Source organism: Streptomyces sp. NPDC005393 (genome assembly GCF_040606675.1).
Lineage (GTDB): Bacteria > Actinomycetota > Actinomycetes > Streptomycetales > Streptomycetaceae > Streptomyces.
In genome coordinates this window covers 47,672-72,550 of record NZ_JBEXFG010000011.1, presented here as the reverse complement: position 1 = coordinate 72,550, position 24,879 = coordinate 47,672, and the positions used below count along the sequence as shown (strand labels likewise).

At 70.5% G+C, this 24,879-nt stretch carries 19 protein-coding genes and 1 pseudogene; 14 read left to right on the top strand and 6 right to left on the bottom strand.

Annotation, left to right across the window (positions count from 1 at the left end):
- The first annotated feature begins 10 nt into the window (after positions 1-10).
- From ABZS71_RS12735 to ABZS71_RS12705, 7 genes are read left to right on the top strand one after another with little or no spacing between them, the layout of a single operon-like run.
- Positions 11-1,318, top strand: coding sequence for a hypothetical protein (locus tag ABZS71_RS12735; protein ID WP_356209394.1), 1,308 nt, complete (start codon positions 11-13; stop codon positions 1,316-1,318).
- Between the two features lie 2 nt (positions 1,319-1,320).
- Positions 1,321-3,384 carry a hypothetical protein gene (locus ABZS71_RS12730; RefSeq protein WP_356209392.1) on the top strand — a complete coding sequence of 688 codons (2,064 nt, stop codon included), beginning with the start codon at positions 1,321-1,323 and terminating at the stop codon, positions 3,382-3,384.
- Entirely contained in the window at positions 3,381-4,520 is a 1,140-nt protein-coding gene (locus ABZS71_RS12725; protein WP_356209389.1) for a hypothetical protein, read from the top strand. The genes ABZS71_RS12730 and ABZS71_RS12725 overlap by 4 nt, the downstream gene beginning before the upstream one ends.
- A gap of 2 nt (positions 4,521-4,522) precedes the next feature.
- On the top strand, positions 4,523-5,053 hold the full coding sequence (locus ABZS71_RS12720; RefSeq protein WP_355851654.1) for a hypothetical protein: 531 nt from the start codon (positions 4,523-4,525) through the stop codon (positions 5,051-5,053).
- A complete protein-coding gene (locus ABZS71_RS12715; RefSeq protein ID WP_356209386.1) occupies positions 5,050-6,834 on the top strand; it encodes a hypothetical protein in 1,785 nt (594 codons plus the stop codon). Before ABZS71_RS12720 ends, ABZS71_RS12715 begins: the two co-directional genes overlap by 4 nt.
- 5 nt (positions 6,835-6,839) lie before the next feature.
- Positions 6,840-8,942 carry an ATP-binding protein gene (locus ABZS71_RS12710; protein ID WP_356209383.1) on the top strand — a complete coding sequence of 701 codons (2,103 nt, stop codon included), beginning with the start codon at positions 6,840-6,842 and terminating at the stop codon, positions 8,940-8,942.
- A 5-nt stretch (positions 8,943-8,947) separates the two neighbouring features.
- A complete protein-coding gene (locus ABZS71_RS12705) occupies positions 8,948-9,256 on the top strand; it encodes a hypothetical protein (RefSeq protein ID WP_356209381.1) in 309 nt (102 codons plus the stop codon).
- Positions 9,257-9,328: 72 nt separating this feature from the next.
- Here ABZS71_RS12705 and ABZS71_RS12700 read toward each other — a convergent pair whose 3' ends face one another.
- Positions 9,329-9,550 carry a DUF397 domain-containing protein gene (locus ABZS71_RS12700; RefSeq protein WP_356209378.1) on the bottom strand — a complete coding sequence of 74 codons (222 nt, stop codon included), beginning with the start codon at positions 9,548-9,550 and terminating at the stop codon, positions 9,329-9,331.
- Positions 9,547-10,308 carry a DUF5753 domain-containing protein gene (locus tag ABZS71_RS12695; RefSeq protein WP_356209375.1) on the bottom strand — a complete coding sequence of 254 codons (762 nt, stop codon included), beginning with the start codon at positions 10,306-10,308 and terminating at the stop codon, positions 9,547-9,549. Before ABZS71_RS12695 ends, ABZS71_RS12700 begins: the two co-directional genes overlap by 4 nt.
- A gap of 41 nt (positions 10,309-10,349) precedes the next feature.
- Here ABZS71_RS12695 and ABZS71_RS12690 point away from each other — a divergent pair, with 41 nt between their 5' ends.
- On the top strand, positions 10,350-10,763 hold the full coding sequence (locus ABZS71_RS12690; RefSeq protein ID WP_356209372.1) for an ATP-binding protein: 414 nt from the start codon (positions 10,350-10,352) through the stop codon (positions 10,761-10,763).
- 628 nt (positions 10,764-11,391) lie between these two features.
- Here the strand turns inward: ABZS71_RS12690 and ABZS71_RS12685 are convergent.
- A complete protein-coding gene (locus ABZS71_RS12685) occupies positions 11,392-11,997 on the bottom strand; it encodes a hypothetical protein (RefSeq protein WP_356209369.1) in 606 nt (201 codons plus the stop codon).
- 13 nt (positions 11,998-12,010) lie between these two features.
- Positions 12,011-15,739 carry a hypothetical protein gene (locus ABZS71_RS12680; protein WP_356209366.1) on the bottom strand — a complete coding sequence of 1,243 codons (3,729 nt, stop codon included), beginning with the start codon at positions 15,737-15,739 and terminating at the stop codon, positions 12,011-12,013.
- Positions 15,740-16,406: 667 nt separating this feature from the next.
- On the opposite strand from ABZS71_RS12680, the gene ABZS71_RS12675 reads away from it, so the two are divergent.
- Positions 16,407-16,628, top strand: coding sequence for a hypothetical protein (locus ABZS71_RS12675; protein WP_355851671.1), 222 nt, complete (start codon positions 16,407-16,409; stop codon positions 16,626-16,628).
- A gap of 403 nt (positions 16,629-17,031) precedes the next feature.
- Here the strand turns inward: ABZS71_RS12675 and ABZS71_RS12670 are convergent.
- Positions 17,032-17,423, bottom strand: a pseudogene (locus ABZS71_RS12670) (GNAT family N-acetyltransferase).
- Positions 17,374-18,258, bottom strand: a complete 885-nt coding sequence (locus ABZS71_RS12665) for an AIR synthase related protein (RefSeq protein ID WP_356209364.1) — start codon at positions 18,256-18,258, stop codon at positions 17,374-17,376. The pseudogene ABZS71_RS12670 and the gene ABZS71_RS12665 overlap by 50 nt, the downstream one beginning before the upstream one ends.
- Positions 18,259-18,433: 175 nt before the next feature.
- Here ABZS71_RS12665 and ABZS71_RS12660 point away from each other — a divergent pair, with 175 nt between their 5' ends.
- The 5 genes from ABZS71_RS12660 (at position 18,434) to ABZS71_RS12640 (ending at position 24,639) form a co-directional block, all read left to right on the top strand.
- Positions 18,434-19,363 (top strand): MurR/RpiR family transcriptional regulator, encoded by a 930-nt coding sequence (locus tag ABZS71_RS12660; protein WP_356209362.1) that lies wholly within the window; start codon positions 18,434-18,436, stop codon positions 19,361-19,363.
- A gap of 111 nt (positions 19,364-19,474) precedes the next feature.
- A complete protein-coding gene (locus tag ABZS71_RS12655) occupies positions 19,475-20,926 on the top strand; it encodes an APC family permease (protein ID WP_356209359.1) in 1,452 nt (483 codons plus the stop codon).
- Positions 20,923-22,293, top strand: a complete 1,371-nt coding sequence (locus tag ABZS71_RS12650; RefSeq protein ID WP_356209357.1) for a glutamine synthetase family protein — start codon at positions 20,923-20,925, stop codon at positions 22,291-22,293. The genes ABZS71_RS12655 and ABZS71_RS12650 overlap by 4 nt, the downstream gene beginning before the upstream one ends.
- Positions 22,283-23,431, top strand: coding sequence for an amidohydrolase family protein (locus tag ABZS71_RS12645; protein WP_356209354.1), 1,149 nt, complete (start codon positions 22,283-22,285; stop codon positions 23,429-23,431). The genes ABZS71_RS12650 and ABZS71_RS12645 overlap by 11 nt, the downstream gene beginning before the upstream one ends.
- Complete coding sequence (locus ABZS71_RS12640) at positions 23,428-24,639, top strand: M20 family metallopeptidase (protein ID WP_356209352.1); 1,212 nt, start codon at positions 23,428-23,430, stop codon at positions 24,637-24,639. Before ABZS71_RS12645 ends, ABZS71_RS12640 begins: the two co-directional genes overlap by 4 nt.
- Positions 24,640-24,879 lie beyond the last annotated feature (240 nt).

The window sequence follows — 24,879 nt, the reverse complement described above, 5'->3', positions numbered from 1 at the left end:
GGACGGGGCGATGACGGAGACAGAGACATCAAGGACAGAGGAGTTCGACGCGCCACCGCTGCGCCGGCTGCGCTACTTCCACGGCCAGATGCTGGGCGCGCGGGACTTCCAGCGCGAACAGGGGTACTACCGCGAGAAGTTGAGACTGCGCATGCGCTGTCTGCTCGGCTACGGCGTGGTGTGCGGCCTGCACGTGGAACCGGCGCCGCGGGACGAGGACGACTGCCCGCCGGACGCCGCCGAAGAGCCGGCACGGGCCGAACAGGCCGAGCAGGCCGGGCAGTCGGAGCAGGCTGAGCAGGCTGAGCAGGCTGAGCAGGCCGGGCAGTCGGAGCAGGCCGAACGGAGCGGTGCCGAGCCGGAGCACACCGGGCGCAGGGCCAAGGTGAAGATCACTCCCGGTCTCGCCGTGGACTGCGACGGCAACGAGGTCGTGGTGCGAGGCGGCTGCGTGATCGACCTGTGGAAGGCGCTGCCCCCGCACGAACGGGACACCGACACCGTCTGGGTCGGCATCGAGTACGCCGAGCGGCCCGTCGAACCCACCCGCGCCGTCTACAACGACGCCTGCGCGGACACCTCCGACTGCGAGTTCGGCTGGACGGAGGAGTGCTACAAGGTGCGGGTCACCGGGTGCGAGCCGCCGGTGGACGAGCGTTGTGACACGTGCTGTTCCCGCTGCGAGCACAAGGTGCTGTGGCTGGCCAGGATCGACTGCGTGGACCGGCACGAGCCGGTGCGCCGCGACCGGATCCACATGAACGTACGCCGTCCGTTCGGCCGCCACCTGCCCACGGTGATCACCGGCATCAACTGGATACACGGACACACCTACACCATCGACGAGGCCAAGGCCCTCCTCGGCACCCAGGACGAGGACGGCGGGCTCGTGGTGCGGTTCTCCGCCGACGTACGGTCCGACACGCTGCAGCCCGGCGTGGTGGAGCTCCAGGTGATCGAGGGCGGCAGCGGCCGTAACGCCTCCACCTGGTACATGGGCGGCACGTTCGCCGAACCGGACGCCGAGTGCGGCGAGTTCACCCGGCAGTTCCGCTACCGCCAGACCACGCGCGAGACGCTGCAGGACGGCGACCGCGTACTGATCACCGTCCGTGCCGCGTTCATCCTCGACCGCTGCTGCCGCCCGGTCGACGGCACCCACGTCGGCGGACGCGTACCGACCATCGACGCCGACGCGACCCTGTCGGCGGCGTACGGCGGCTGCGACCTCCCGCCCTCGGGCATCGGTCCCTGGACGTCCGGCACCGGTGCGGGCGGGGACGTCTTCGAGAGCTGGTTCTTTGTGAAGGAGCGCTGATCATGCGAACAGACCGCGGATGCGGCTGCGGTGGCGACGCCACCCGGACCTCCGCCTTCGTACGTCCCCGCTTCTTCGCAGGGCAACTGTTGACCGAGGACGATCTCAGCCTGCTGGTCGAGTACACGACGGCGAAGAGCAGACTGCGCAACCGGTCCCTGTACGGGCCGGGAGTCATCTGCGGCCTCGGCGTCACCTGCGACCCGTGCGGCGGCGGAACCGTGGCGGTCCACCCCGGACACGCGCTGGACTGCGCCGGAAACGACATCGTGGTGACCTGCGCCGAACGGGTCGACGTACGGGCACTGGTGCAGGAGCGGCGCATCAGCGCCCTCGGCGTGGACTGCGGGGAGGACTGCGCCGACAACGCCGACGACGGCGGGCGCCGCTACGGACTCTACGTGCGCTACCAGGAGCTCCCCGTCGAGCCGGTGGCACCGTACGCCACGGAGGAGCCCTGCCCCTCACCGGGATGCGTGCCCTCCAGGATCCAGGAGGGGTTCCGCTACGTCGTCAGGTGCGACGACTTCGAGGACCACCGCCACAACCCCGGCACCCGGCTCCTCGCGAGCCTCGGCGACCTCGCACGGGCCGACCGGGCCCGCACCCGCGACCGGCGGCTCGGGCACTACGCCGACGCCCTGTTCGTCGCGTCGCTCGGCACGGGCCGGACCTTCCGCTTCGACGCCGCCGACGCGCAGCGGTACGCCACCGCCTTCGCGTGGCTGCGCGAGAACGCGGGCGGAGAGGGCCCGCCGCCCCCGCCGACGGCCCGCGAGATGACCGAGCACGTACGCGCACTGGCCGCCGCCGTCGCCCGGTTCGACACCTACGACCCGGCCGGGCAGGACCAGCTCCGGAAGGACTACCCGGACCTCGCCACCGTGCAGGAGGCCCGCGGCGTACTGGGCACGGCGTGCGAGCGGCTCAGGGGCGCCGACAGGGAAGCGGCGTGGCCGGACCCGCTGCGCCGTACGATCGCCCGCGCCGTCGTCACCGAGACCGCGGCCCGGGTCGTACCGGAACGGGGCGACCCGGACGCGCCGCTGGAAGTGCGCATGCTGGCCCAGGGCACGCCGCTCGGCCACGCGTTGCGGGTGGAGTTCCGCGCGGACATCGGCCTGATCCGGGAGTGGCTGCTGTGCCGGCTGGACCAGGCCGCCGACCTCGCCGACTGCGCGCTGCGCAAGGACGTCGCCGCCGTCGACGTACCGCCGCTGCTGCCGCCCCCGCCGCCGGACAGCGCCGAGAAGGCGACCATCGCCGAGGTGCAGCAGATCGCGGAAGCGGCCGCGGCACTGGGCACCGCGGTGCGCCGGTTCCTGACCGACGCGGCGTGCGCCACGCTGAACCCGCCGTGCGGCGACCGCACCGACACCGACGTCCTGCTCGCGCATCTGGAGCTGGACGGCTGCGATGTCGTACGGGTCTGCACCGCCACCCGGGAGCAGGTGCTGCCGGGCGGATCGGCGTACGGCGAGTGGCTGCCCAAGCTCTACCGGCTGCGGGAGCTCGCCGAGCGCGTGTGCTGCCAACCCCTGCCGTGGTACCAGAAGCCGACGCTCCCGCCGCAGGGCCCGGTGGTGCGCCCGTACGCCGAGGGACTGCTCGGCGACGGGCCGCGCACCGGGGACCTGGAGGAGATGCTGTCCCTGCTGCTGACCCCCGCACCCGGCGAGACGCCGCCCAAGGCACTGCACGAACAGGTCTACACGACCCCCAGCGAAGTCACCGACAGCATGCAGGAACTCGCCCGGCTCAGGACGCAAGTCGTCGATCTCACCGCCAGCTTGGAGGGGCTGCGCGCCCAAATGGGCAGCGCGCGGGCGCAGGTGACCCACCTGGAGGAGCAGCTGCCGGAACGGCTCGCGCCCCGCCTCGCGGAGCTCGAAGGCGCACCGGAACAAGCAGCGGGCCAAGCAACGGGCCAAGCGGCGGGCCAAGCAGCGGGCCAAGCGGCGGGCCAGGCACCGGATCAAGCACCGGACCACGGGGACGAGCCCGCCAAGCCCCCGGCCAAGCGCAGCCGGTCGCCCCGTACCCAGAAGCCCGGTGAGACGTCATGACGGGCCCACTGCGCCCTGCCTTCCACGAGGGCCAGGTGCTGGCCGCCGCGGACCTGTCGGCCACGGTGGAGTACGCGCGCGGCCGGGCCGCCCGGCACGCGCGGCACCTGCACGAGTGGGGCAGCGTCGAAGGGCTCGGCCTCGTCACCGAGCCCCGTACCGACCCGCTGACCAACGTCCGCCATGTCGAGGTGAGCGTCTCGGCGGGGATCGCCGTCGACGGGACCGGCCGCGAGGTGGTCGTCACCGAGCCGGTCGTGCTGCGCGAGAGCGACTTCGAAGAGGTCAACGGCGCGGACCAGCCGACGGACGAGCCCTACCCGGTCTTCCTCACCGCGGCCGACCGGGAACCGGCCACGGCCTCCCGGCCGGACGCGTGCACCGGCACCGCCGCGAAGACCCGGGTCGAGGAGTCGTACCAGATCCTCTTCGGCCGCCTCGGCGACGAGCGGCTGGTCGCGGACCAGCGGCCGCCCGCGATCGGCGCTCCACCGGCCGACCCGCCCGCCCGCTGGCTCGTCCTGCTCGGCTACGTCCGCTGGACGGAGGGCCATTTCAGCGGCGTCGAGACCACGGCGCGCGGGGTCGCGGTGCGCTTCGCGGGCGTGCGCGCGGACACCGTCTCGGCCCGGTCGGGCTCGCTGACCTTGCGGACGGGCCCGGCGGCCCAGGAGGGCAAGCCCGCGCTCGTGCTGTCCGGCGGCGACCAGCCGAGCCTGGTCTTCGGCCTCTACCAGGGCAGTGGCACGGTCGCTCCGCTGATGACCGTGGCCGCCAACGGCAACCTGGCGATCGCGGGCACCTTCAGCGGCCGGATGCCGGCCGGCAGCACGCTGGTGACGTCCGGGGCGGCCACCGACGGGATGCTGCTCCCGCTGCCGTCCGGCGTCACCCCGGAACAGGTCGCCGACGGCCGGGTCGTGCTCCATGTCCATCTGACCCCGCGCACACCGCCGCCCGCGGGGGATTCGACGCTGTACAGCCCGGTGGAGGTCACCGTGGACAGCGACCGGCGGGTCCGCTGCCGGGTGCGCCGGTACGACCCCCTGGACGCCCCGGCCGAGGTCGTCGAACAGCCCGGGGCGGTCGACTTCCTCGTCCTGGCGACGGTCGCGGCAACGAACGGCGGTGGCTGACGATGGCTCTTTCCGTGGTGTACGCGGTCGACACCGGCCACGTCGTGGGCGCGCTGGCCCTGACCGGCGCCAGCGCCCCGGCCGATGTGGCCGCACTCCTCGGACGCGCGCTGCCGTTGCGCGTCTCCCTGGGCGGAGGCCGCGTCGCGACCCTTCCGCTGAGCGCCAGGGAGCTCGCCGTGGCGGCCGTGGACGACGAACCGGCCGCTCTCGCCGAGCCGTTGGCCTTCGGGGTCGAGGTGACGCCCGAGGGCAAACCCAAACCGGCGCTGGTGCGCCTCGCGTCGTGGACCGACGGCATCGCGCTGGCCAAGGACGGGCTCACCGTCACCGTGAAGGTCGCCGCGGCCCGCCCCACCCCCGTCGTCGCCCTGGTCTCCGACGAGCAGGACACCCATGTGCTCGCGGGGGAGATCCCCGCCCAGCAGACCCAGGTGAAACTGCCGGTGACCCTCGTCGGGGGCAGCGTGCACGGTGTGCTGGTGCTCGTGACCGGCTGGGCGGGCCACCTGGAGAAGGCGGGGGTGACGTGAGCGCGCCCACCGCGCCGACCGCCGGCGAGACCGGCGAGACCGGCGAGACCGGCGAGATCACGGTGCACCGGTGCACCGTGACCGTGGTCCGGCGCGGTGGGTGGAGCTGGGGGCCCGATCCACGCGGCCTGGTCCGCCAAGTGGTCGATGCCCTGCCGGAGTTGTTGGCGGACCACTTCGCCGAGCGGCTGGCGGCCGACGGACCCGACGTGGAGATCACCGAGCCGCTGACCGTCACCGTCCGGCCGGGCCGGCCCGGATGGCCCGGATGGTCCGCGAGCGGCGGGCCGCCCGTCGAGGTCCACTTCGCGCCGGTGCCGATGGTGGAGATCCCCGTCGACGCGCCCGCCGCCGACGCCGTGTCGTTCGAGGAGTCCTTCGCGGCGGCGCCGGACCCGTGGACCGCCGCGAGCGCCGCCGCGCTCTTCGCCGAACTCGCCGAGCGCGGCGAACTGGACGCGCTGCTCGCGCTGTTGCCGGAGGAGTCGGTGCGGGCGTACCTGCTCGCCCTGCTCGGCGTCGACGACACGGCGGCCGCACGGCTGCTCGCCGAACTCGTCGGGCGCGCCCTCGCGGCCGGGCCCGCCGAGGCGCTGCCCGAGCGTCTGCGCGCCGCGGTCGCGGGCGTCGACGCGGCGGACCTGCCCCGGCTGCTCGCCGACTTCCTGGCGTCGGCGGACCGCGAGGAGGCGGTACGGCTGGCGCGGTCCCCGGCCGGCCCGTACGACCGGGACGCCGAGGAGCCGCCTGGGGCGGCGGGCGGCACCGTCGCGGTGCGTACCACCGACGAGGTACGGGTGTGGTCCGCGCTGCCCTTCCTGCTCGCCGGGCCACTGGCACGCATCGGGTACCTCGACGCGATCGGACCCGCCCTGGCCGGCATCGAACTGGCCGAGGACGCACCGCTGTTCGCGGTGGCCCTGGCGTACAAAGTGCTGGGCGTGACCGCACGGGGCCGGCGCCGCACCGAACGGGACAGCGAGGCCGCGGCCGCCTTCGCCGGCCTCCACCCACCCGTCGCCGAGGAGCGGCTGGCCGCCTTCGCCCGCCAGGTGCGCCCCGCGCTCCCGGTCCTCGACGGCGTCCTGGCGCTCTCGGTGTGCCGCGGCCACGACCCCGCCGACCCGCTCCTGATCACGGGGGCCGACGACGGGCTGCTCCTCGTCGACGCCCAGGGCATGTTCCCGATCGCCTGGGCCGCGGAGGCCGCCGGGCTGCTGCCGCACTGGCAGGCGTGCGGGCGGCCGCCCGTGCTGCTCTGCGACGGACCCCTGCCCCCCGGCACCCTGCGCGAACTGGCCTCGGCGGGCGTGCCGTTCCTCACCGGCGTACGGCCGCTGCGCGGCGATCCGGTGGCGCGGCTGCCCTGGCGCACGCCGCTGTGGACCGCCGCGGGCGTGGCACCGGACGTGCGCCTCACCGCGGGACTGCCCGCCCACGCCGAGCGGTTCGCGGACCTGGTCACCGCCCTGGTCACCGAGCGCCGGGCGGTACCGCTCGCGCAGGACGGCGGCCTGGAGCGCACCGTCACCCTGGCCGCGGCGCTCGGCCTGTCCACGATCGCCTGGACGCTCTGGCGCGAGCGCGAGACACCGGATCCGCTGCTGGCCCTGAGCCGCTTCGCCGACCTGGAGGCCACGGTGCGGTTCGAGCCCGGGGCCGTCCGGGTACGCGTCCCGATGGGACGGCGCCACGCGGACCTCCTGCGCGGCGGCCTGCTCGCCGACGTGCCCGACGTGGTCTGGCTGGGAGGCCGGACCCTGACCTTCTCGGCCGGGTGAGACACATGGGCGAACCAGCGGTGGAGCACCTGCGGATCCGGCTGGCCGACGCGCACCGGGCGCTGCGCGCCGCTGTCGAGCGGCAGGCGCGGATCGCGGCCCGGCTCACGAGGCCGGACCTCACGCCGTACTGCGTGACCGACGAACAGGTCGACGTGCTGCTCGGCGAGGTGCACGCCTTCACCGACACCATGGCCGAGCCGTACGTACCCCGGCAGCCGGAGCCGGAAGCCGAACGGGACCTGAGGCGGCGCGTGTCCGCCGAGGGCACGACCCTGCCGCTGGACGCGCTCGCCACCCGGTTCGGCCTGACCCGCGCGGAGCAGGACGCGTTGCTCCTGGTGGCCGCGCCCGAACTGGACCGCGGTTACGAGCGGATCTACGCCTACATCGTGGACAACCTGAACCGGCGGCTGCCGAGCGTGGAGCTGCTGGTGGCGGTGGGCGCGGACAGCGCGGCGGCTCGCCTCGCCCTGCGCCGCTCCCTGGGCCCGGCCGGGCCGCTGCGCCGCTACGGCCTGCTGCGCGCGCACGGCGAGGCCGCGGTCGAGCTCGCCCAGGAGCTGGTCCTCGGCCCCGGGGTGCTGGACTTCCTGCTGGGCTGGGGCGGCGACGTCGGGTTGGTCGGCCACGACCCCGGCGAAGTCGCGCCGCCGGAACCGCGCCTGCCGTCCCCGTATCTGTCCTCGGACCGGCTCGCCCGGCTGGGCCGTGCGCTGGGCTCCGGCGAGATCAACCTGGCCGGGCTGTGGGGCTGCCCGCCCGACGGCCAGCTCGATGCCGTACAGGCGCTGGCCCGGGCCGCCGGAGCACCGCTGCGGACCCTGACCGCCGACCCCGAGGCCGACCTGCGGACGGCCGTCGTGCTGGGCGCGGTGCTGTGGATCCCCACCGACGACCTGCACGGCGAGCCGCAGCGCCTCCACGCAGACGCGGTGTCCGCCGTGCTGCTGCGCTCGCGCGTGCCGGTGTGCCTGACCGGCCTGAAGCCCTGGCGTCCGGCGGGCCTGCTGGCCGCGCGCGCCTACGCCGAACTCACCGTTCCGGTACCGGGGTTCACCGACCGTCGGGCGATGTGGTCGGCCGCGCTCCCGGACCTGAACGGAACCCTCCTCGAAGACCTCGCCGTCCGGTACCGGATGAGCGGCGGCGAACTGCGCGCCGTGGCCTCGGTCGCGGACGCCGGGGCACGCGTGGCCGGCAACGGGCATCCGGAGCCGGTCGCCGACCACGTCGAACCTGCCATCGCCACCGTCACCCGCGGACGCGGCGGCAGCGCCGTCCACTCGATCATGCCCCGGCGCACCGTCGACGACCTGGTCCTGCCCGACGTCCAGTTCCGCCAGATCCTCGAGATCGCCTCCGCCTTCCGCGCCTGGCCCCGGATCGCCGAGAGCTGGGGCTTCGCCCGCCACTCGGCGCACGGCGGGGTCAAGGCGCTCTTCACCGGAGAGCCCGGAACCGGCAAGACCATGTCCGCCGAGATCGTCACCGGCATGCTCGGCCTGGAACTGCTCAAGGTGGACCTCGCCCAGGTCGTCTCCAAATGGGTGGGGGAGACGGAGAAGAACATGGAGACCGCGTTCCGGCAGGCCGAGGAGAGCCACGCGGTCCTGCTCTTCGACGAGGCCGACGCCCTGTTCGGCAAGCGCGGCGAGGTGAAGCACGGCACCGACCGCTACGCCAATCTGGAAGTCGGCTATCTGCTGCAACGCCTGGAGGAAAGCGACGGCCTGGTGATCCTGACCAGCAATCTGAAGGACAACATCGACCCGGCGTTCACCCGGCGCTTCCACTTCGTCGTCCACTTCCCCCGCCCGGCCGCCGCCGAACGCCGCAGACTGTGGCGCCTCGTCTTCCCCGAGGAGGCACCGCTGGCGCCCGACGTGGACCTGGACGCCCTGGCCCGCCTGGACATGACGGGCGCCAGCATCACCGCGGCGGCCCGCACGGCCGCCCTCGCCGCGGCGGACGGCGGCGGCGCCGCGATCGGCATGCGCCATGTCGTACGCGGCGTGGCGCGCCAGTTCCAGCGCGAGGCCCGCCTGCTCCGCCCGGCCGAACTGGGCCCGCACGCCCATCTGCTCGACCACGCGTCCAAGGGGTGAAGCCGATGCTGCCCACCGAACCCCCGCTCTCCCTCCACCGCCTGGTGGCCCCAATCCCCCCGGCCCGAGCCCCAGAGGCCGCGGCCGCCACCCGGCAGGTGCCGACTCCGGCGCCGGTACAGGTGGTGCCGGTGCCGGTGAGCAATGCGACGCTGGCCCACGGCATGCACGCGCTGGCCAAGACACCATCGACCGCTGCCCAGGACCAGCTCGGCAACGCAGCCACAACCAAAGTGGCCGCACAGGCGGCCCCGGCTGTACCGCTGCTCGTCATGCCGATGAAGACGCGCTGCGAGGACGCGCCGAGTCGGTGAGCCGACTGACAGGCTCGCTGGCAGCAGGCGTGTGATGGCCGAGTACGGCCGACGTCACATCCGACAGGGCACTCATGCGCCGTGGTGGATCTCGCCTTCCCGTACTCCTCCTACAAAGGCGGCCCACGCATCAACCGCGATGGACAGTACGGGGCCACCAGGAGCCTTGGAGTCACGCACCCCAACTCGGCCCCGGACGGTCGCCACCTCAACGCATTCGTTGCCTTCTGCACCGCTATGGCTACTTTTGAACCAAATCGGCGCTATCGGGCCAGAGGGGGCACGCTCAGTCACGGGGACAGCTCCTGTCGGGCTTTGGCCAGCAGCCGTAGAGAAGCTGAGGGGTCGGCTGCCTGCGAACGAAGGTAGTCGAACGCCAATTTATAAGACCCGACGTCTTCTGCGTCGTCCAGATACAGGCCACGACGGCGCATCTCGATGTAGACAACAGCCATGGAATTGAGCGGATTCTGCTCATCGTCCCTGCCCAGGATCACGAAGTGTCCCGTGCCTGCTGCGTGGGCTCCAGCGGTGAACGGCAGAACCTGGATGTCGACGTTCGGAGTCTGAGCCATGTCGTGCAGATGGGCCATCTGCTCAGCCATGACAGCTTCTCCTCCGACGTCACGCCGGAGCACGGCTTCGTCGAGCACCACCCAGAGATGCAGAGCCGGGTCTCTGCGCAAGATGTGCTGTCGCTGAATCCGAGCCTCCACCATGCCCTCGATCTCGTCGCCGGAGCTGCGCATCTCCCGCGCCTGGTGGATCGCCAACGCGTAGGCACGGGTTTGGAGCAGACCAGGCACAACGGTGTTGGCATAGACGTGTTCGTACGCCGCCTCGTGCTCGAAGGAGACCAACGGGTCCATCCACTCCGGCACGGAGCTGTTGCCGACCCACCAACCATCGGTCTGCGACTTGGCCACCCCCACGAGAGCGTCCCGCTCCTCAACCGACGCGTCACAGGCGTCGGCAAGCGCCTTGACCGTGGCCCAGCGGATGCGCGCCCGGTCCTGCCACTTCTCATGCGCAGCCCAAGCTCGCCCCTTCACTGCTCCGGTCTGCGCGCTACCGCTCGATCTGAGGAGTAGTCATGCCATCTCCCGCCATGCCGGCCGACAGCTCGGCAGCACGCTGGCGATTCCCGCGACACCCACGAAGCGTGCGGCGTGCACGCCAGCGATTGCGGCAGGAACTGGCGACGGGACGGATCGCTACGGAGGTGCTGGAGACGGCTGAACTGCTCCTGTCGGAGCTGGTCACCAATGCCGTGCAACACGCACGCGTCCCACGGGGGCGAGAGATCGAGGTGCGCTACGAGCTGTCAGACAGCTATCTGCGAGTCGAAGTCGCCGACACCTCGGACGAACAGCCGGAGCAGCGCACAGCGGATGACAACGACGAGCGCGGCCGCGGACTGCTACTCGTGGACACGCTAGCGGCCAAGTGGGGTGTAAGCCCCCGGAACATCATCGGCAAGTTCGTCTGGTTCGAGCTGCCCCTCTAAGGGCTGCCCCACTAATGTTCGCCAAGGTTGCCAACGCGCTTCGGGCTTGGCCTGCCTTGTGACGGTGAGAGTCGGGCAGCGAAGCCGTTTTGACCTCAACCGGACTTGAGATTTTGGTGTGATTGCGTTCCGGTGATCGCTTGAAGGAGGGGTCCGTGGGCGTGATACTCGGGGAGTATTCGCAGGAGGAACTGGCTGCCCAACCCATCGGCGCGTGGAGTGGCGGGCGTACCGGCAGGTAGTCGGAGCCCTCCGTGCACAGTTGGCGGTGGAGGACCTCACGCAGCCGCATTGGTGGACGCTCACCTGCTCGACGGCGGAACCCCGGGGTGACCCAGATGCCGCCCACCAAACCACCATTCCCGCTGGCCCGAGCCGTTGCGCCCGCCCCACCGGCGACGGCCCAGAAGAATTGGGCGGCCGTCGCCGTCAACCAGAGTCGGACACCCCACGTCATGTCTCGACTGCGGAGGATAGCGCCATAGTGGCCCCTGCCATACCTGCAACGCCGCTGCCGTGGCCAAGACGATGATGCACACGACGCCGGTCGTTCCACTTGTGGTTATGTAGTAAATATGCCTGCCGCCGGTTGGACGCGCTTCGTGGGGGTAGTGACCGGTGGCCTGGGCTAGAGTGCGGCGCTGTCGAGGGGCTGTACCTCAGCAACGTGTGCGAGTAACTGGGCGTAGGATTCGAAAACCGGGTATAGCGAGCCGCGCACCGGACGCCCGGCGAGTTTGTTATCGCGCAGGTCAGCGCCGGAGAAGTCGAAGATGCGCTGATCTCCTGGGGCGTGGAGGTCAACCCCCAGGTAGGACTCATCGGTTCCCCACCACACTCCAATCCGGTAGATCTTGGCGTCTTCGAAGAAAAGCGTGCGCTGTTCCTCGCCGTGGTATCCGAATAGCAGTTGGTACCAAATGTCGTCCACGTCGTCGGAACGCGGCGAGTTGTACCACTGGAAGTCGTCGACTTGCAGCAGCATCGGTGGATCGACGAAAGCCAGCGTTGAGCGCACCTCGCGTAGCCATGCCGGAAGCGCCACCCTGTCGGTTTCGGCGTAGTGGTCGAGGATGGCGTCGTCTTCCTTGACGAACGTAAGTGAGGAGAAGTTGGCCACGAACTGCAGCAGGTCGGCCTTCTGGTCCTCGGGCAGGGCGGACGACTGGATCCAGGAGCGCGCGGCGTCAGCGTCGCCCTTGATCAGGTGTTGCTCGTGGTCGAACTCGGTCATATCGTCCTGTCCATCAGATGAACTTCTGGAAGAGAGCTTCGATGTTGGCCACGTTGACCGCCTGGCCAGCAGCCGTAATCTGCTTGCTGTTCTTGTCCACGCACTTGGGGTGGATGTCCGGCGATATCAGCGATCCGTCCCAGACCCACCTCTTCGCGACTGCGTGCGCTGCCTGCGCGGACGCCTTGACGGTTGACGCGCCCGTGAATGCGGTACGGAGTTCGTTGTGGAAAGTGGATGAGCCATCGGTCTTCTCCTTGCCTGACCGCCCCGGATAGTAGACCGCGCCAACGTGGCCGTGCGGGACGCTGTAGGGGCGTTTCGTGGTATCGGAAGCAACCTTGTCCTGGACGATCATGGGCGCCGCCAACGCGGGCTTGTACACAACTTGGAACGTGGCGCTGCGGAGCTCATGCTGCAGGTCGATCCATTTCGGGCCCGCGACGAGGTCTCTGGCCGCGCGCTGGGTCACCTCGAGAATGTAATCGCTCGGCAGCCATTCGTGATGTCCCTTCATCGCGCCACGGAACCTTGTCTTGAGGAAGTCGACGTTGGGCTGTTTCGTCCACGCCGCTTGGAGTTCAGGCATGCCGATTGTGCCGGTTACCGTGCCTTGAGTAACGGTCATGGGTGTACCGGAAGCGATGTTCTTGAGGAACTGCACGATGCCGACCTGCGTCACCGCGATCCGCAAAATCGCCTCATCAGTCGGTAGGCCCTTGATTTTCGCGAGCCGCACCCGCGGGTTGATCCCTCCCCAGACCTCGGCATTCTCACCCTTCTTTTCGAGCGTGACCTTCGAGACGCCGGTCTGGCCGGCGATCTGTACACCGAGTGCCGAGAGGGAACCGGTGATGCCGCCGGACAGCCTGGGCAGTATGAGTGTGCCACTGGCCTTGTTGTAGCGGGCATCGCCGTGTTGGGCCAGCAGGACCTTGGTGACCTGTTTCGGGTCGCCGCCGGTCTGGTGGAGGATCTTTCCGTCGCGGGCCTCCTGGATTTCCTTGGCGAGTTCGCGACCAACCTGGCTGATAGCGAGCTCTGTGGGTTCGGTCAGCCGCTTCGGTACTTCGACATCCTTGCCGTCGTGTTCTTTCTTCTTGTCTGGCCGGGCTCGTGGCTTTCGCGAGCCTGCGGGCCGACGTCCTGGTTTCTGGTGTCTGCTGGGCTTGCGAGATTTGCGCGGCTCCTTCTTGTCCTTCTTGTCGAACTTCGACTTGATCTTGGACCAGAGCTTCTTCACCAGGCCGACGATCTTGTCGATCACCCAGTCCACCGCCCGGTTCACCGGCTTGGACATCGCCTGGACGATCTGCTTGACGCGGGAGGCGATGCCGCCCACGCCCAGGATCGCGGCCAGGACACCCAGCAGGACCGGGATGGAGCGGGCCAGGGCGCTTTCGATCAGGCCCGGTACGCCGCCACTGCCGCCCCTCGCGATCGAGATGACCGCGTCGAGCACGGCGCCCACGAACTCGAAGATCTGGCGTGCCTGGGTGACGATGAAGCGCACGATGTCGATGATCAGCTTCACCGCCCGTACGAAGGCGGACGCGGGGTTGAGCAGCGAGATGATCCACATGATCCCGGCGACGACGATCGTGGGCGTCACGTAGGCGATGACCTTGTCCAGCAGATCCTTCTTCAGGTCGCCCACGCGTGTCTTGAGGTCCTCCCACGTCCCCGCGACGCCCCGCTTGCGGACCTCCGCGACCAGCGGCACCGCGGTCTCGGCCGCCGCGATCGCCGGTTCCATCTTCGGGACCTTGCGGACGATCCGGGAGCGGATGTTCTGCCAAGTCAGGCCGAGCAGGGAGGCGAGCATCTTCAGGACGCCCTGGGTGTCGAACTTCGACGGCAGCTCAATGCCCGCCTCGGCCGTCTTGCCCAATAGCCAGGACAGGATGCCCTGTTGCAGGTGCCGGCCGATGTTCTGCAGGAACTGCCGCAGACCGGCGCCGACGGCCGAGACCAGGTTGCGCAGGAAGCCGATCGGATCCTTGAGGATCAGCATGACCGCCTGCGCGGCCTTGGCGAGGACCGACAACAGCAGCCGCTTCAGCTCCAGGATGGTGTTGATCACGGTCTTGACCGCGTCCACGGCCTTGGCCACAAGGCCCTTGTTCTTCTCCTTCTCTGCGGCGATCTCGTCGTCGACGGACTTGAGCGCATCGGTGTACTTGGTGGCCAGCGTGTCGACGAGTTGGGTGCCCTTGTCGTCCACGGACTGCGTGAGTTCGTCGAACTTGTCGGTGAACTCGGCGGCCGCCTGCCGCCCGATGGACCGCAGGTCGGCCGGGAGCTTGCGTACCGCGGCCTGCAACTCGGTCCGGCCCTGCGCGATACGGCGCTTCGCCCGGTTCAGCTCCGTGCCGATGGTGTCGGCGACGTCGGAGATCACCTGCCGCATCCGGCGGACGTAGTTGTCGCGGGCCTCCTCGAAGATCTTGTCGGCTTCGGCGGGCAGCCCCGCGAACTTGTCCCGTACCCAGCGCAGTTTGCCCCTCACGCCCGAGTACCGGCGGTCCTTGTACTCGTCCATCTTCCGCTTGTGCTCGGCGGTGAACGCGTCCCGCGCCGCCTTCTCACCCCTGCCGAACTGGTCGTCGACCAGCTTGTCGAGGCCGTCGAGGATGGCCTCGACGTCCTTCTTCATCGTGTCGAAGACCCCTTGCAGGACCGCCGTGACCTGGGCCCGCTTCTCCTCGTCCCGGCCCTTCGTGCCGGTCTTGCCCATGTCGACCCGCTGCCCGGTCCGCACCCGCTGGGTGCCCATCGCGCCCATGGCCGCGGTGCCGAGCCGCTTCGCCTGCGCGGTGGACTGGCGCAGCTCGCCCGCCTCGTGCTTGCGCAGCTGGCCGGGGGCCGCTGCGGAGTGCCGTTCGGCGGCCTTCTTCTCGCCCAACGCCTTGTCGAACGTGGGCTCGTTGGACCGCTTCAACTGCGTCTCGCTGACGTTCGCCACCGCCATCTGCCGGTCGACCTGTGCGGGACCGGCGGACATGTCGGTGGCAGACGGCGGCAGCTTGTCCGGCACAGCGTTCGCCGGATCCGGGGCGGCGGGGGTCCCGGGCGGCCGGTCGGCGGCCATCGGGACGACCTTCTTGGGCACCGCCGCGGAGGTGTCCGGCGGCGCCTCGGTCGTCGTGGCGATCTGCTCGGCCGACTCCGCCCTGCCCTCGCCGACCTTGCCGTGCACCTCCGCCCGCACGCCGTCGGCCTTGCCGGAGTCAGCGAACTTGTCCGCCTCGTCGAGGTTCTTCGGTGCCTTCTCGGCGATCGCCTTCTCGACCGCCCTGATGAACGCGTCCTTGTCGAAGTCCTTCGGCTCGGCCTCGTTCATCTTCTCCGCGTTGGCGGTCTTGCCCTGTGCCTCCTCGTCGTCCCTGGGCGGCCGGGCGGCGTCCTGCGCGGCCCCGGCTTCCGTCCTCGGGGGTGGGTGCGAGCTCGCTACCGATCGCTTCTTGCGCTGCACGTCCTTCTTCAGCGTCGCGAACTTCGGATCCGCACCCGGGCCAGGTCGTGCCTTCACGTCCGGCGCGGCGCTGGAGGCCGCAGCCGCAGCCGCAGGCGCGGCCCCCACCGTGTCCACCGGTGCCGGTTCGGCCGCAGGCGCCTGCCGAGGGCCGAGCTCAGTACGGCGAGCCGCCGCGATCGCACCATTGCCGATCATGTCCTGCCCAGCAGGCGGCAACCGGGCTGATAAAGGTGGAAGCCGTGCCGGTCCGCGTCCGCCGGCCAAAGCGGCCGTTACCGCCGCGTTGGACGGAGGGAACTGGGGTCGTGCGGGGCTGCGTACTTCTGGCCGATCTTGTGTGGGGATAGGTACCGTCTTCGACACCATGGGCCGCAGCGCGAGAGCCTTTGGCGGTGGCATCGGACGGAACCCCTCCCACGGCATGTCGGTGCCGACAGGAACTCGGTGTCCTGTTGACACTCCCCGATGAAGGGTGGCAGCACGGGCGTGACGAGGCCGTCACCCCCATGTTTCCGAAGCGTCTCCATGAGGTTGGGGAAGCGGGATGCCGCCGGAGCACGACTGTGCCGGGAAGGTTGGTGACGGTATGGGATTCTGGCACCTGTAAGCCAGTCGCAGCGGCACGATCGATCATCCTGACGTGTCGAGTGCCGGGTGTGCGAGAGCGTCGACTTGAGCGGCCGTGGTCAGCAATCGTGAGAACCGGTGCACTCGCCCCCAATAGGGCGGATGACATTTTCGGCAGGCGCGCTGTCGCGGGCACGTCGGTGACCTGGGCGGCGCCCGCAGCCGCGGCGGGACGTCGCCGAACACGGCGACGGTCACGATCCCCGCCCCGGTCTCCTCGACGACCGGGACTCGGACGGTGTCGGCACGTGAGATCAGTACGCCGGGCCGCGGGGGCAGGTCCGGTTGGCGCATACTGATGACAATGACAAAGCCAGCTGTGACCAAGCGCTGTCTGCCCGCCAGCCCCTTCAAGGCGCAGGAACCGCCACCTGCGAAGCACTTCGCCGTCGCGGATCGGGTTACCCACGATGTGTACGGCCTCGGCCGGGTCATCGAGATCGAGGAGGGGATCGCGGTGCTCGTGGACTTCGGTTCGCGACGGGTCCGGATCACGAGTCCGTACGCCAAGTTGACCGTATTGTAAGGCTGCAGTGTCGAGGCGGAGCAGGTGATCGCCCTCTTCCCGACATCGTGCCGACCCGCTTCCGCAGGTCGACTCTGCTCGACACCCCGCCACGAAAGGGAAACCTCTCATCAGCACGAGCTCGCCATTCTCCGTCCCGGAACCGGCGCCTTACCAACCCCCGACGGAGTCGCCGCCCCCCGCGAGGGATCCCTTCCAGGCCCCGGACTTCCGGGAGGTCATGTCTGGAGACTCCACTGCCACGGCTGCGGAGCCCGCCACCCGGGAGCACCTGCGCAAGCCCTTCACCACGTCGACGTAGCCCCACCGGCTCTGTGTCAGCGAACCAGCAGGGCCGGCCGTCGGTCCTCGCGGAGGCCGGTTCGGGGCCAGGATGAGGGGTGGCCGTGGTGGGTCGGTGGGTTCATGCGGCGAACTCGGTGAGATCGATGGTGTGAACGCTCAGCGGGAAGCCCGTACGCAGGGTGCGTCGTTTCGCGTTCAGACACCATGCCGAGCTTGCGTATCACGTTCTGGGACGCGTCGTTACCCGCCCGGTCGATGCTGATGACGCGGTCGAGACCGCGATCCTGGAGCGCGAACCAGCAGTTCGACGGCGAAGAGGCCGAAGCCCTCGTCGTCCCACTCCTCCTCCCACCGTTCGATGGCCGCCGCCGTATGGTCCAGGTCGCGGACCGAGCCATCGCCGATCCAGCGCATGACCTGCGGGTCCGCGTTGCTGTCCGCCATGGGGGCGATGTCGTCGTCATGCCAGCGGCGGAGGATGAGGCCGGGGGGGGTACGGATCTCGGTCACGGCCCCCATCCCGTCGAAGGCAGGGCCGCGGCGGAAATCGGACTTCGGCCAGGGCCTCTGCTGTGGCGCTGAAGCGGGCGGCCGGGCCGAAGACCTCGCGGAGCACGGGGAGATCGCGCAGGACCAGCGGCACGCCTGCCGCCAGAGCTTCCATGGCGGCGAGCCCGAACCCCTCCTTCACGGAAGGGAAGGCGAAGGCGTCGGCGGCGGCGAGCAGGGACGGGAGGCCGTCGTCGGGGACGGGGCAGTCGCCGCCGAGGTCCGCGGTGAGCCGTACCGCCTGCCCGGGCCGCCCGCCCCCGCCCGGCACGGGGTGGTCCGTCAGGCCGAGCGCGGTCACCGACAGCGCGGCCGGTACGCCGAGGTGGGTGTGTCCGCCGAGGACCGGCACGCCGTACGCCCGCGCTGCCCGCCCCAACCCGGCGAGGATCCGCGCGGCGTGCGCCGTGTCCCGCGCGCCCACCGCGTCGAGCAGCCCGACCGGTGAGGCGCCCATCGCCGCGAGGTCGTTCACCTTGACCGGGACCGAGCACCAGTCCGCCCACTCCGGGTCCCGCTCGACCATGGACGGCACGATCGCGTCGCACGCGGCGATCACATCGGTGCCGGGCACCGGAGCCCCGTCGTCGCCGACGAAACCGGCGCCACCCAGGGCGGCCCGCGCCGCCTCGCCCGGTGCCCCGCCGGCCGGGTCCTGGCCACCGGCGCGGGAGGCCGGTCCACGCAGCGTCGTGAGCAGCGGCCCCAGGGCGGCATTGGTGGTCGCCGCCTGCCGTGGCGATCGCATCGCACGAGGTCTCGTCGGCTCCCGGTTCTCCTCAGCGACAACTTCCATGATTCGTCCTCGGCCTGTACGGACACCATGGCGCCGCTGCCGGATGTGGGCCACTTTGACGCGGTGCACTACGGCACCCTGAAGGGTGTTGAAATACCGATCCGACCGCCCGCTCTCTCCCAGCCCGATGTGGAACGATCAGCGAGCAGGAGGACGCCGTGGAGGAGGAAGTCGGATGGCCGTCCAGCGGCAGGCACAGAGCGACGAGTCCGGTACGGCCGTGGACGCGGCCACGGAGTCAGGAGCGACCGCACCGGGGGCCACGGTGGCGGAGCGGATCCGGCGCATCCAGGGAGCGCTCTCGCCGGGGGAGCGCAAGATCGCTCGGGCCCTGATGGCGCGCTACCCGGCCGCGGGCCTCGAGTCGACGTCCGGCCTGGCCAGCCGTGCCGGGGTGAGCCCGCCCACCGTCGTACGGTTCGTCGCCCGGCTCGGCTTCGACGGGTACCGGCAGTTCCAGCAGTCGCTGCGGGACGAGGTCCAAGCGCGCCGCGCCTCGCCGCTGACGCTCACGCCGCTGATCAACGACGCCTCCAGCGGCTCGGACATCGCCGCGGCGACGGAACAAGTCGGCCGTGCCGCCCTGAGCCAGACGTTCGCCGCCCTCCCGGATCAGGAATTCGACCGCGCGGTGAACCTGGTCTGCGACCCCGCCAAGCGGATCTGCAGCTTCGGCGGCCGCTTCTCCCACCTGCTGGCGCAATACCTTGACCTGCACCTGCGCCTGCTCCGCCCCGGCACCGTGGTTCACCAGCAGGGCCCCCGGCGGGACGCAGGCTTCCTGGTGGACCTCGGGCAGCGCGACGTGTGCGTGGTCTTCGACTTCCGCAGGTATCAGCGCGACACGGTCGAGCTCGCCCGGTTCGCGCACGGCCGCAAGGCCAGGATCGTGCTCGTCACCGACCCGTGGCTCTCCCCGATCGCGGAGTTCGCTGACGTCGTGCTGCCGACGCGGGTCGAGTCGCCCAGCCCCTTCGACAGCATCTTGGCGCCGACGGCGCTCGTGGAAGCGTTGGTCGCCGCCGTTCACGCCCGTCTGGGCGCCTCCGCAGCCGAGCGGATGACCGCCGCCGACGCGGCCTGGGATGATTTCACGACCGAGTGAGCTTGAAAGGTTCATTTCGTGGACGCCTATTGACGGCAAACTCAGAACGAATGTTTCATGATCTGGCTCGGGCTGCGCTGACGCGGCCCCGTGTCCTCATCGGAGCACAGCGTGTCGGATCAACTACGTACACCACGTAAACTGCGCCTGTGGGAGGCCCTGGCGCTGTCTGTCGGCCTGATGGGCCCGACCCTCGCCATGGGCTTGAACGGCGCCGGCATCGCCGCCACCGTCGGCAAGTCAGTGCCCCTGGTGTTCCTGCTCGGGCTGCTCGGCGTCGGACTGATCGGCTACGGCTTCTGGCGGCTGACGCAGCACTTCAACCATGCCGGGTCCGTGTATGCGCTCGCCGGTGCCACGATCGGGCCCCGCGCCGGGTTTTTCGGCGGCTTCGCCCTGCTGGGCACCTACCTCATGTTCCTGACCTGTACGCTCGCCGCCACCGGCGTCTTCATGCACGCCTTCCTCTCCGCCCTGGGCCTCCGGTCCGCCGGGCCGTGGGTCGCCGTCGCGCTGGTCTCGGCGGCCGGCGTGACGGCCCTCAACAACCGTGACGGGCGCGTCACCGCGCGCACCCTGCTCGTTGTCGAGGGCGTCGGCATCCTCGCGATGCTCGTGCTGGCGGCCGTCGTGATGGGGCGCACCGCGACCGGCACCGCGCCGGGCCGCCAGACCTTCGACCTGTCGGTGTTCACCATGGGCGGAACCACCGTCGGCGCCGTGATGACCGCCACCGTCTTCGCCTTCCTGTCCTGGGCGGGCTTCGAGGCCTGCGCCTCGCTGGGCGAGGAGACGGCCGACCCTCGCCGCAACATCCCGCGGGCGCTGGCGGGCAGTGTGATCCTGACCGGGATCCTGTTCGTCGTCATGATGTTCGCCCAGACCATCGGCTTCGGGACCGACCCGCGGGGCGTCGCTGCGTTCGGATCTGCGGAGTCGGCCCTGTCCACGCTGTCGACGCAGTACATCGGCACCTGGTTCGGGCTCGTCGTGGCCTTCACCGCGGTCGCCTCGGCCTTCGCCTCGGCGCTGTCCTCCTCCGCCGCAGCCGCACGCATCGTCTTCGCCCTCGCCCGGGACGGGTTCGGCCCCCGCGCGCTGGCCCGGACCGACGCCCGAACCGGCGCGCCCACCACCGCGCTACGGGCGGTAGGCGCGTTCAGCGGGGCGGTCACCCTGGTCATGTACATCGTCGGGGCGGCTGCCTTCGACACCTATTACTGGTACGCCACCATCGGTGTGCTGTGTGCACTCGTGGCGTACGCGGTCGCGGGCGTGGGCGTCATCGTCTTCACCCTGTCCGGCCGCGGCAGCATCCCGCGCCGCGAACTGGTGATCCCCGTCGCCGGCATCGGCTATCTGGCATTCGTGTTCTTCAAACAGTCGACCGGCCAGACGGCTCCCTACACCTACTTCCCGTGGATCGTCGCAGCCTGGTGCCTGATCGGCGTGGCGATCGTGCTGCTCGCCCCGTCCCTCGCCCAGCGGATCGGCGCACGGCTGACCGGGGAGCTGACGGACACCGGCTCCCTGGCCGACGAGGCCGTGAAAGCACGCTCGTGACCGTCACCATGCCGCCCACCACCTGCCCGCCCCACACGAGGCCCGGCCGTCCCACCCAGCAGGAGCAGTCCATGGACCACCCCGCCACCGTCTTCGTCGCCACCTGCGACCTGGCGGGCCAGGTGCGCGGCCGGGCCGTGCCGTTCTCGGACCACGCGTCCGTGGCGCGCACGGGAACCGGCTGGGTCCCGGCCAACCTGGCGATCTCCGCGTTCGGCCCGATCGCCCCGGACAACGTCTTCGGCTCGGTCGGCGACCTGCGGCTCATCCCCGACCCGGCGACCGGTATCGACATCCCCGCCGACGGCGTCCACCCGGGCGTCAGGCTTTACCTGGCCGACCAGACGCTTCCCGACGGCGAGCCGTGGACCTGCTGCCCCCGAACCTTCCTGCGGGACGCCCTGGAGGACCTGCGGAGGCGGACCGGCCTGGAGGTCGTCGCCTCGATCGAGCACGAATTCGCCCTCGGCGGGCTGCCGGACAGCAGGCCCTTCTCCCTGCGGCGCTTCCGGGATGCCGAGCCCTTCGGATCGGACCTGGTGCGCCTGCTCGAGCAGGCGGGACTGGAACCGGAGAACTGGCTGCCGGAGTACGGCGACGGCCAGTTCGAGATCACCCTGCGGCCCGGCACCGCACTGGAGGCGGCCGACCGCGCCGTCCTGCTCAAGGAACTCGTACGCGACCTCGCACGCCGCCGCCGGCTGCCCGTCACCTTCGCCCCGATCCTCGATCCCGCCGGGGTCGGCAACGGCGTCCACCTGCACCTGAGCCTGCGCGACGTCGATGGCCACCCCGTCCTGTTCGACCCCGTGCGACCAGGCCGGCTCTCCGCCACGGGCTCACAGTTCGCCGCCGGGATCCTGCACCACGCCCCCGCGCTGACCGCGTGGACGGCGCCGAGTCCGGTGTCCTTCCTGCGGCTGACACCGCACCGCTGGAGCGCGGGCGGCGTGTTCCTGGCCGAGGCCAACCGCGAGGCGCTGCTACGGATCTGCCCGACGACGCGGATCGGCGGCTCCGACCCGGCAGGTCAGTTCAACCTGGAGTTCCGCGCGGCGGACGCCACCGCCAATCCCTGGCTGGCCCTCGGCGTCCTGGTCCGGGCGGGACTGGAGGGCCTGACCGGCGACTACCAGAAACCCACCGTGTGGCCCGAGGACACCAAGGAGTCGGACCTCGCGGACGTGCCCACGCTGCCCGCCTCGCTGGAGGAAGCACTGGACGCCCTGGAGGCCGACGAGGTTGTCGGCTCCTGGTTCGACCCGCGGCTGCTAACCACCCAGCTGGCGGTCAAGCGGTCCGAACTGGCCCAGCTGGAGGGCCTGGACGACCTGGCCCGCATCCGGAAGGTTTCCGATGTCTACTGATCAGCTCGAGGCGGCCATCGAGGCTCTCCCTCTGGTCGACCACCACGTCCACGGCGCCCTGCGTGCCTCCGTCGACCGGGCCGCGCTGGAGCCGATGCTGACCGAGTCCGACCGGCCGATCCCGCCCTGGATGACGCAGTTCGACTCCCAGATCGGCCTTGCCGTGCGCCGCTGGTGCGCTCCTGTGCTCGGCCTGGACCCGCACGCCGACCCGGACACATATGTGGCCAGGCGTCAGGAGTTCGGCGTGCGCGAGGTGACCCGGCGGCTGCTGGCTGCGTCCGGCATCGACCACTACCTGCTGGAAACCGGCTACAAGGGAGAGGAGATCCTCGGCGTCGACGGCATGGCCGAGGTCTCCGGGCGTCGGGTGGACGAGGTCGTACGCCTGGAGTCGGTGTTGGAGCAGCTGGCCGCCGAGGGCGTGGCCGCCGCCGATCTGCCGACCCGCTACCAAGAGGCCCTCGCTGAGCGGACAGCCCAGGCCGTGGGCCTCAAGAGCATCATCGCCTACCGGTACGGCTTCGACTTCGACCCGCAGCGGCCGAGCGACGCGCAGGTCGTGCGCGCGGCAGGTCAGTGGCTCTCCCAGTGCCAGGCGACGGGAACCGTCAGGGTGTCCGACCCGGTGCTGCTGCGCTTCGCCCTGTGGACCGGGGTCGATCGCGGCCTGCCGATCCAGCTGCACACCGGATATGGCGATCCCGACGTGGAGCTGCACCGGTGCGACCCACTGCTGCTCACCCGGTTCATCAAGGAAGTCGAACCATTCGGGGTCGACCTCCTGCTGCTCCACTGCTACCCGTTCCAGCGCAACGCCGGCTACCTGGCACAGGTGTTCCCGCACGTCTACTTCGACGTCGGCCTCGGCGTGAACTACACCGGCATGCGCTCCGACGCTCTGGTGGCCGAGTCCCTGGAGCTGGCGCCGTTCGCCAAGATCCTTTTCTCGTCCGACGCCTGGGGCCCGCCCGAGCTGCACCACCTCGGTTCGCTGCTGTGGCGCCGCGGGATGCTGCGTGCACTCGCCCAGTGGGTGGAGGCGGGAGAGTGGACCGAGGACGACGCCCTCCGCATCGCCCGAATGATCGGGCGCGACAACGCCCTTCGCGTCTACGGTCTGGAAGGCCATTCGTGAACAACCGTCTACTCGCCTCGCTTTCCGCCGAGTTGGAACATGAACTCCCCGGCGCCGTGGCGCTGCGCCACCAGCTGCACGCGCAGCCCCGCGTCTCCGGAGAGGAGGGCGAGACCCGCGACCTGGTCCTGGCCGCCCTGCCGAACGGGAGCGACATGACCAAGGTCGCGGACACCGGGGCCGTGGTCCGGATAGGCGGTGACGGCCCGGCCGTCGCGCTGCGCGCAGAGTTGGACGCGCTGGCGGTGGTCGAGGCGACGGGCGTGCCATGGGCGTCTGGGCACCCCGGCGTGATGCACGCGTGCGGCCACGACGTCCACATGGCCGCCGTCGTCGCCGTGGCGCGGACCATCGCCCGGGTGGGCGGGCCGGTGCCGCTGCTGGCAGTGCTGCAGCCGCGCGAGGAGACATACCCCTCGGGAGCACGGGACATCACCGAGGACGGGCTGCTGGAACTCGAGGCGTGCCGGGCCGTCGTTGGAGCGCATGTGCAACCGCTGCTTCCGGCCGGGACGGTGTCCTGCACCCCCGGGGTCGTCAATGCCTCCTCGGACGAGTTCACCGTGACCGTCCATGGCCGAGGCGGCCACGCCGCGTACCCGCACCTCACCCGCGACCCGGTGGTCGCCCTGGCACACGTCGTAGTAGCCCTGCAAAGCCTGGTGAGCCGCGGGATCGACCCGATGTCGTCGATCGTGCTGAGCGTCACCACGCTCGAGGCAGGGACCGCCGCGAACGTCACGCCCGGCGTCGCAGTGGCCCGCGGCACCGTACGGGCGATGAGCACCGCCGACCGCGAGACTGTCCACGCACGGCTGGAGGAGGTCGCCGACCTGACCGCGCGCGCTCACGGCTGCACGGCGAAGGTCCGCTTCACCCGTGGGGAGCCCGTACTTGACAATGATCCGCGACTTGCGGCAGCAACGGGCGCGCTGCTCGCCTCGCTCGGGCTGACGGTCAGCCATGAGCTGCGGTCCGCGGGTTCGGACGACTTCTCGTTCTTCTCCGAGCGGCTTCCCGCGCTGATGATGTTCGTCGGCACCCACGGGGACGGCACCCAGCTGCACTCACCCACGTTCCTGCCCGACGACGCACGCGTCCGCGACGTGGCCCACGCGCTGCTGGCCGGCTACCTCGCAGCGGCCGAGCTGACTGCCTCGGACAACGCTGCCGCCGCGCCAACCACTGCTGAGGTTAAGGTCGTGTAACCGTCGTTTTCTGTACCAGCGCGAAACCCGCCGCTGTCGCTGCGCTTCTTCCCGCTGGAGGTGGTCGAAGGAAGAGGGCGGTGCGCGTCTGATGGTGTCCTTGCCAAAAACCTCATCCGTACAGGTCAGGCGGCATGCTGATACTCGGGGAGGATGCCGCCGAGCCGATCACGTCGGCGTATGCCGAGGCGGACGATCCGCCCCGGATCGGCGATCGGCGCGGGCAGCGAGCGAAGCGGA

Bases quoted from the DNA above. Each gene is read 5' to 3' on its own strand.
- ABZS71_RS12710 (WP_356209383.1), top strand. From the start codon at position 6,840: ATGGGCGAACCAGCGGTGGAGCACCTGCGGATCCGGCTGGCCGACGCG.
- ABZS71_RS12665 (WP_356209364.1), bottom strand. From the start codon at position 18,258: ATGGAAGTTGTCGCTGAGGAGAACCGGGAGCCGACGAGACCTCGTGCG.
- ABZS71_RS12705 (WP_356209381.1), top strand. From the start codon at position 8,948: ATGCTGCCCACCGAACCCCCGCTCTCCCTCCACCGCCTGGTGGCCCCA.
- ABZS71_RS12730 (WP_356209392.1), top strand. From the start codon at position 1,321: ATGCGAACAGACCGCGGATGCGGCTGCGGTGGCGACGCCACCCGGACC.
- ABZS71_RS12660 (WP_356209362.1), top strand. From the start codon at position 18,434: ATGGCCGTCCAGCGGCAGGCACAGAGCGACGAGTCCGGTACGGCCGTG.
- ABZS71_RS12675 (WP_355851671.1), top strand. From the start codon at position 16,407: ATGACAAAGCCAGCTGTGACCAAGCGCTGTCTGCCCGCCAGCCCCTTC.
- ABZS71_RS12645 (WP_356209354.1), top strand. From the start codon at position 22,283: ATGTCTACTGATCAGCTCGAGGCGGCCATCGAGGCTCTCCCTCTGGTC.
- ABZS71_RS12720 (WP_355851654.1), top strand. From the start codon at position 4,523: ATGGCTCTTTCCGTGGTGTACGCGGTCGACACCGGCCACGTCGTGGGC.
- ABZS71_RS12690 (WP_356209372.1), top strand. From the start codon at position 10,350: ATGCCATCTCCCGCCATGCCGGCCGACAGCTCGGCAGCACGCTGGCGA.
- ABZS71_RS12685 (WP_356209369.1), bottom strand. From the start codon at position 11,997: ATGACCGAGTTCGACCACGAGCAACACCTGATCAAGGGCGACGCTGAC.
- ABZS71_RS12735 (WP_356209394.1), top strand. From the start codon at position 11: ATGACGGAGACAGAGACATCAAGGACAGAGGAGTTCGACGCGCCACCG.
- ABZS71_RS12725 (WP_356209389.1), top strand. From the start codon at position 3,381: ATGACGGGCCCACTGCGCCCTGCCTTCCACGAGGGCCAGGTGCTGGCC.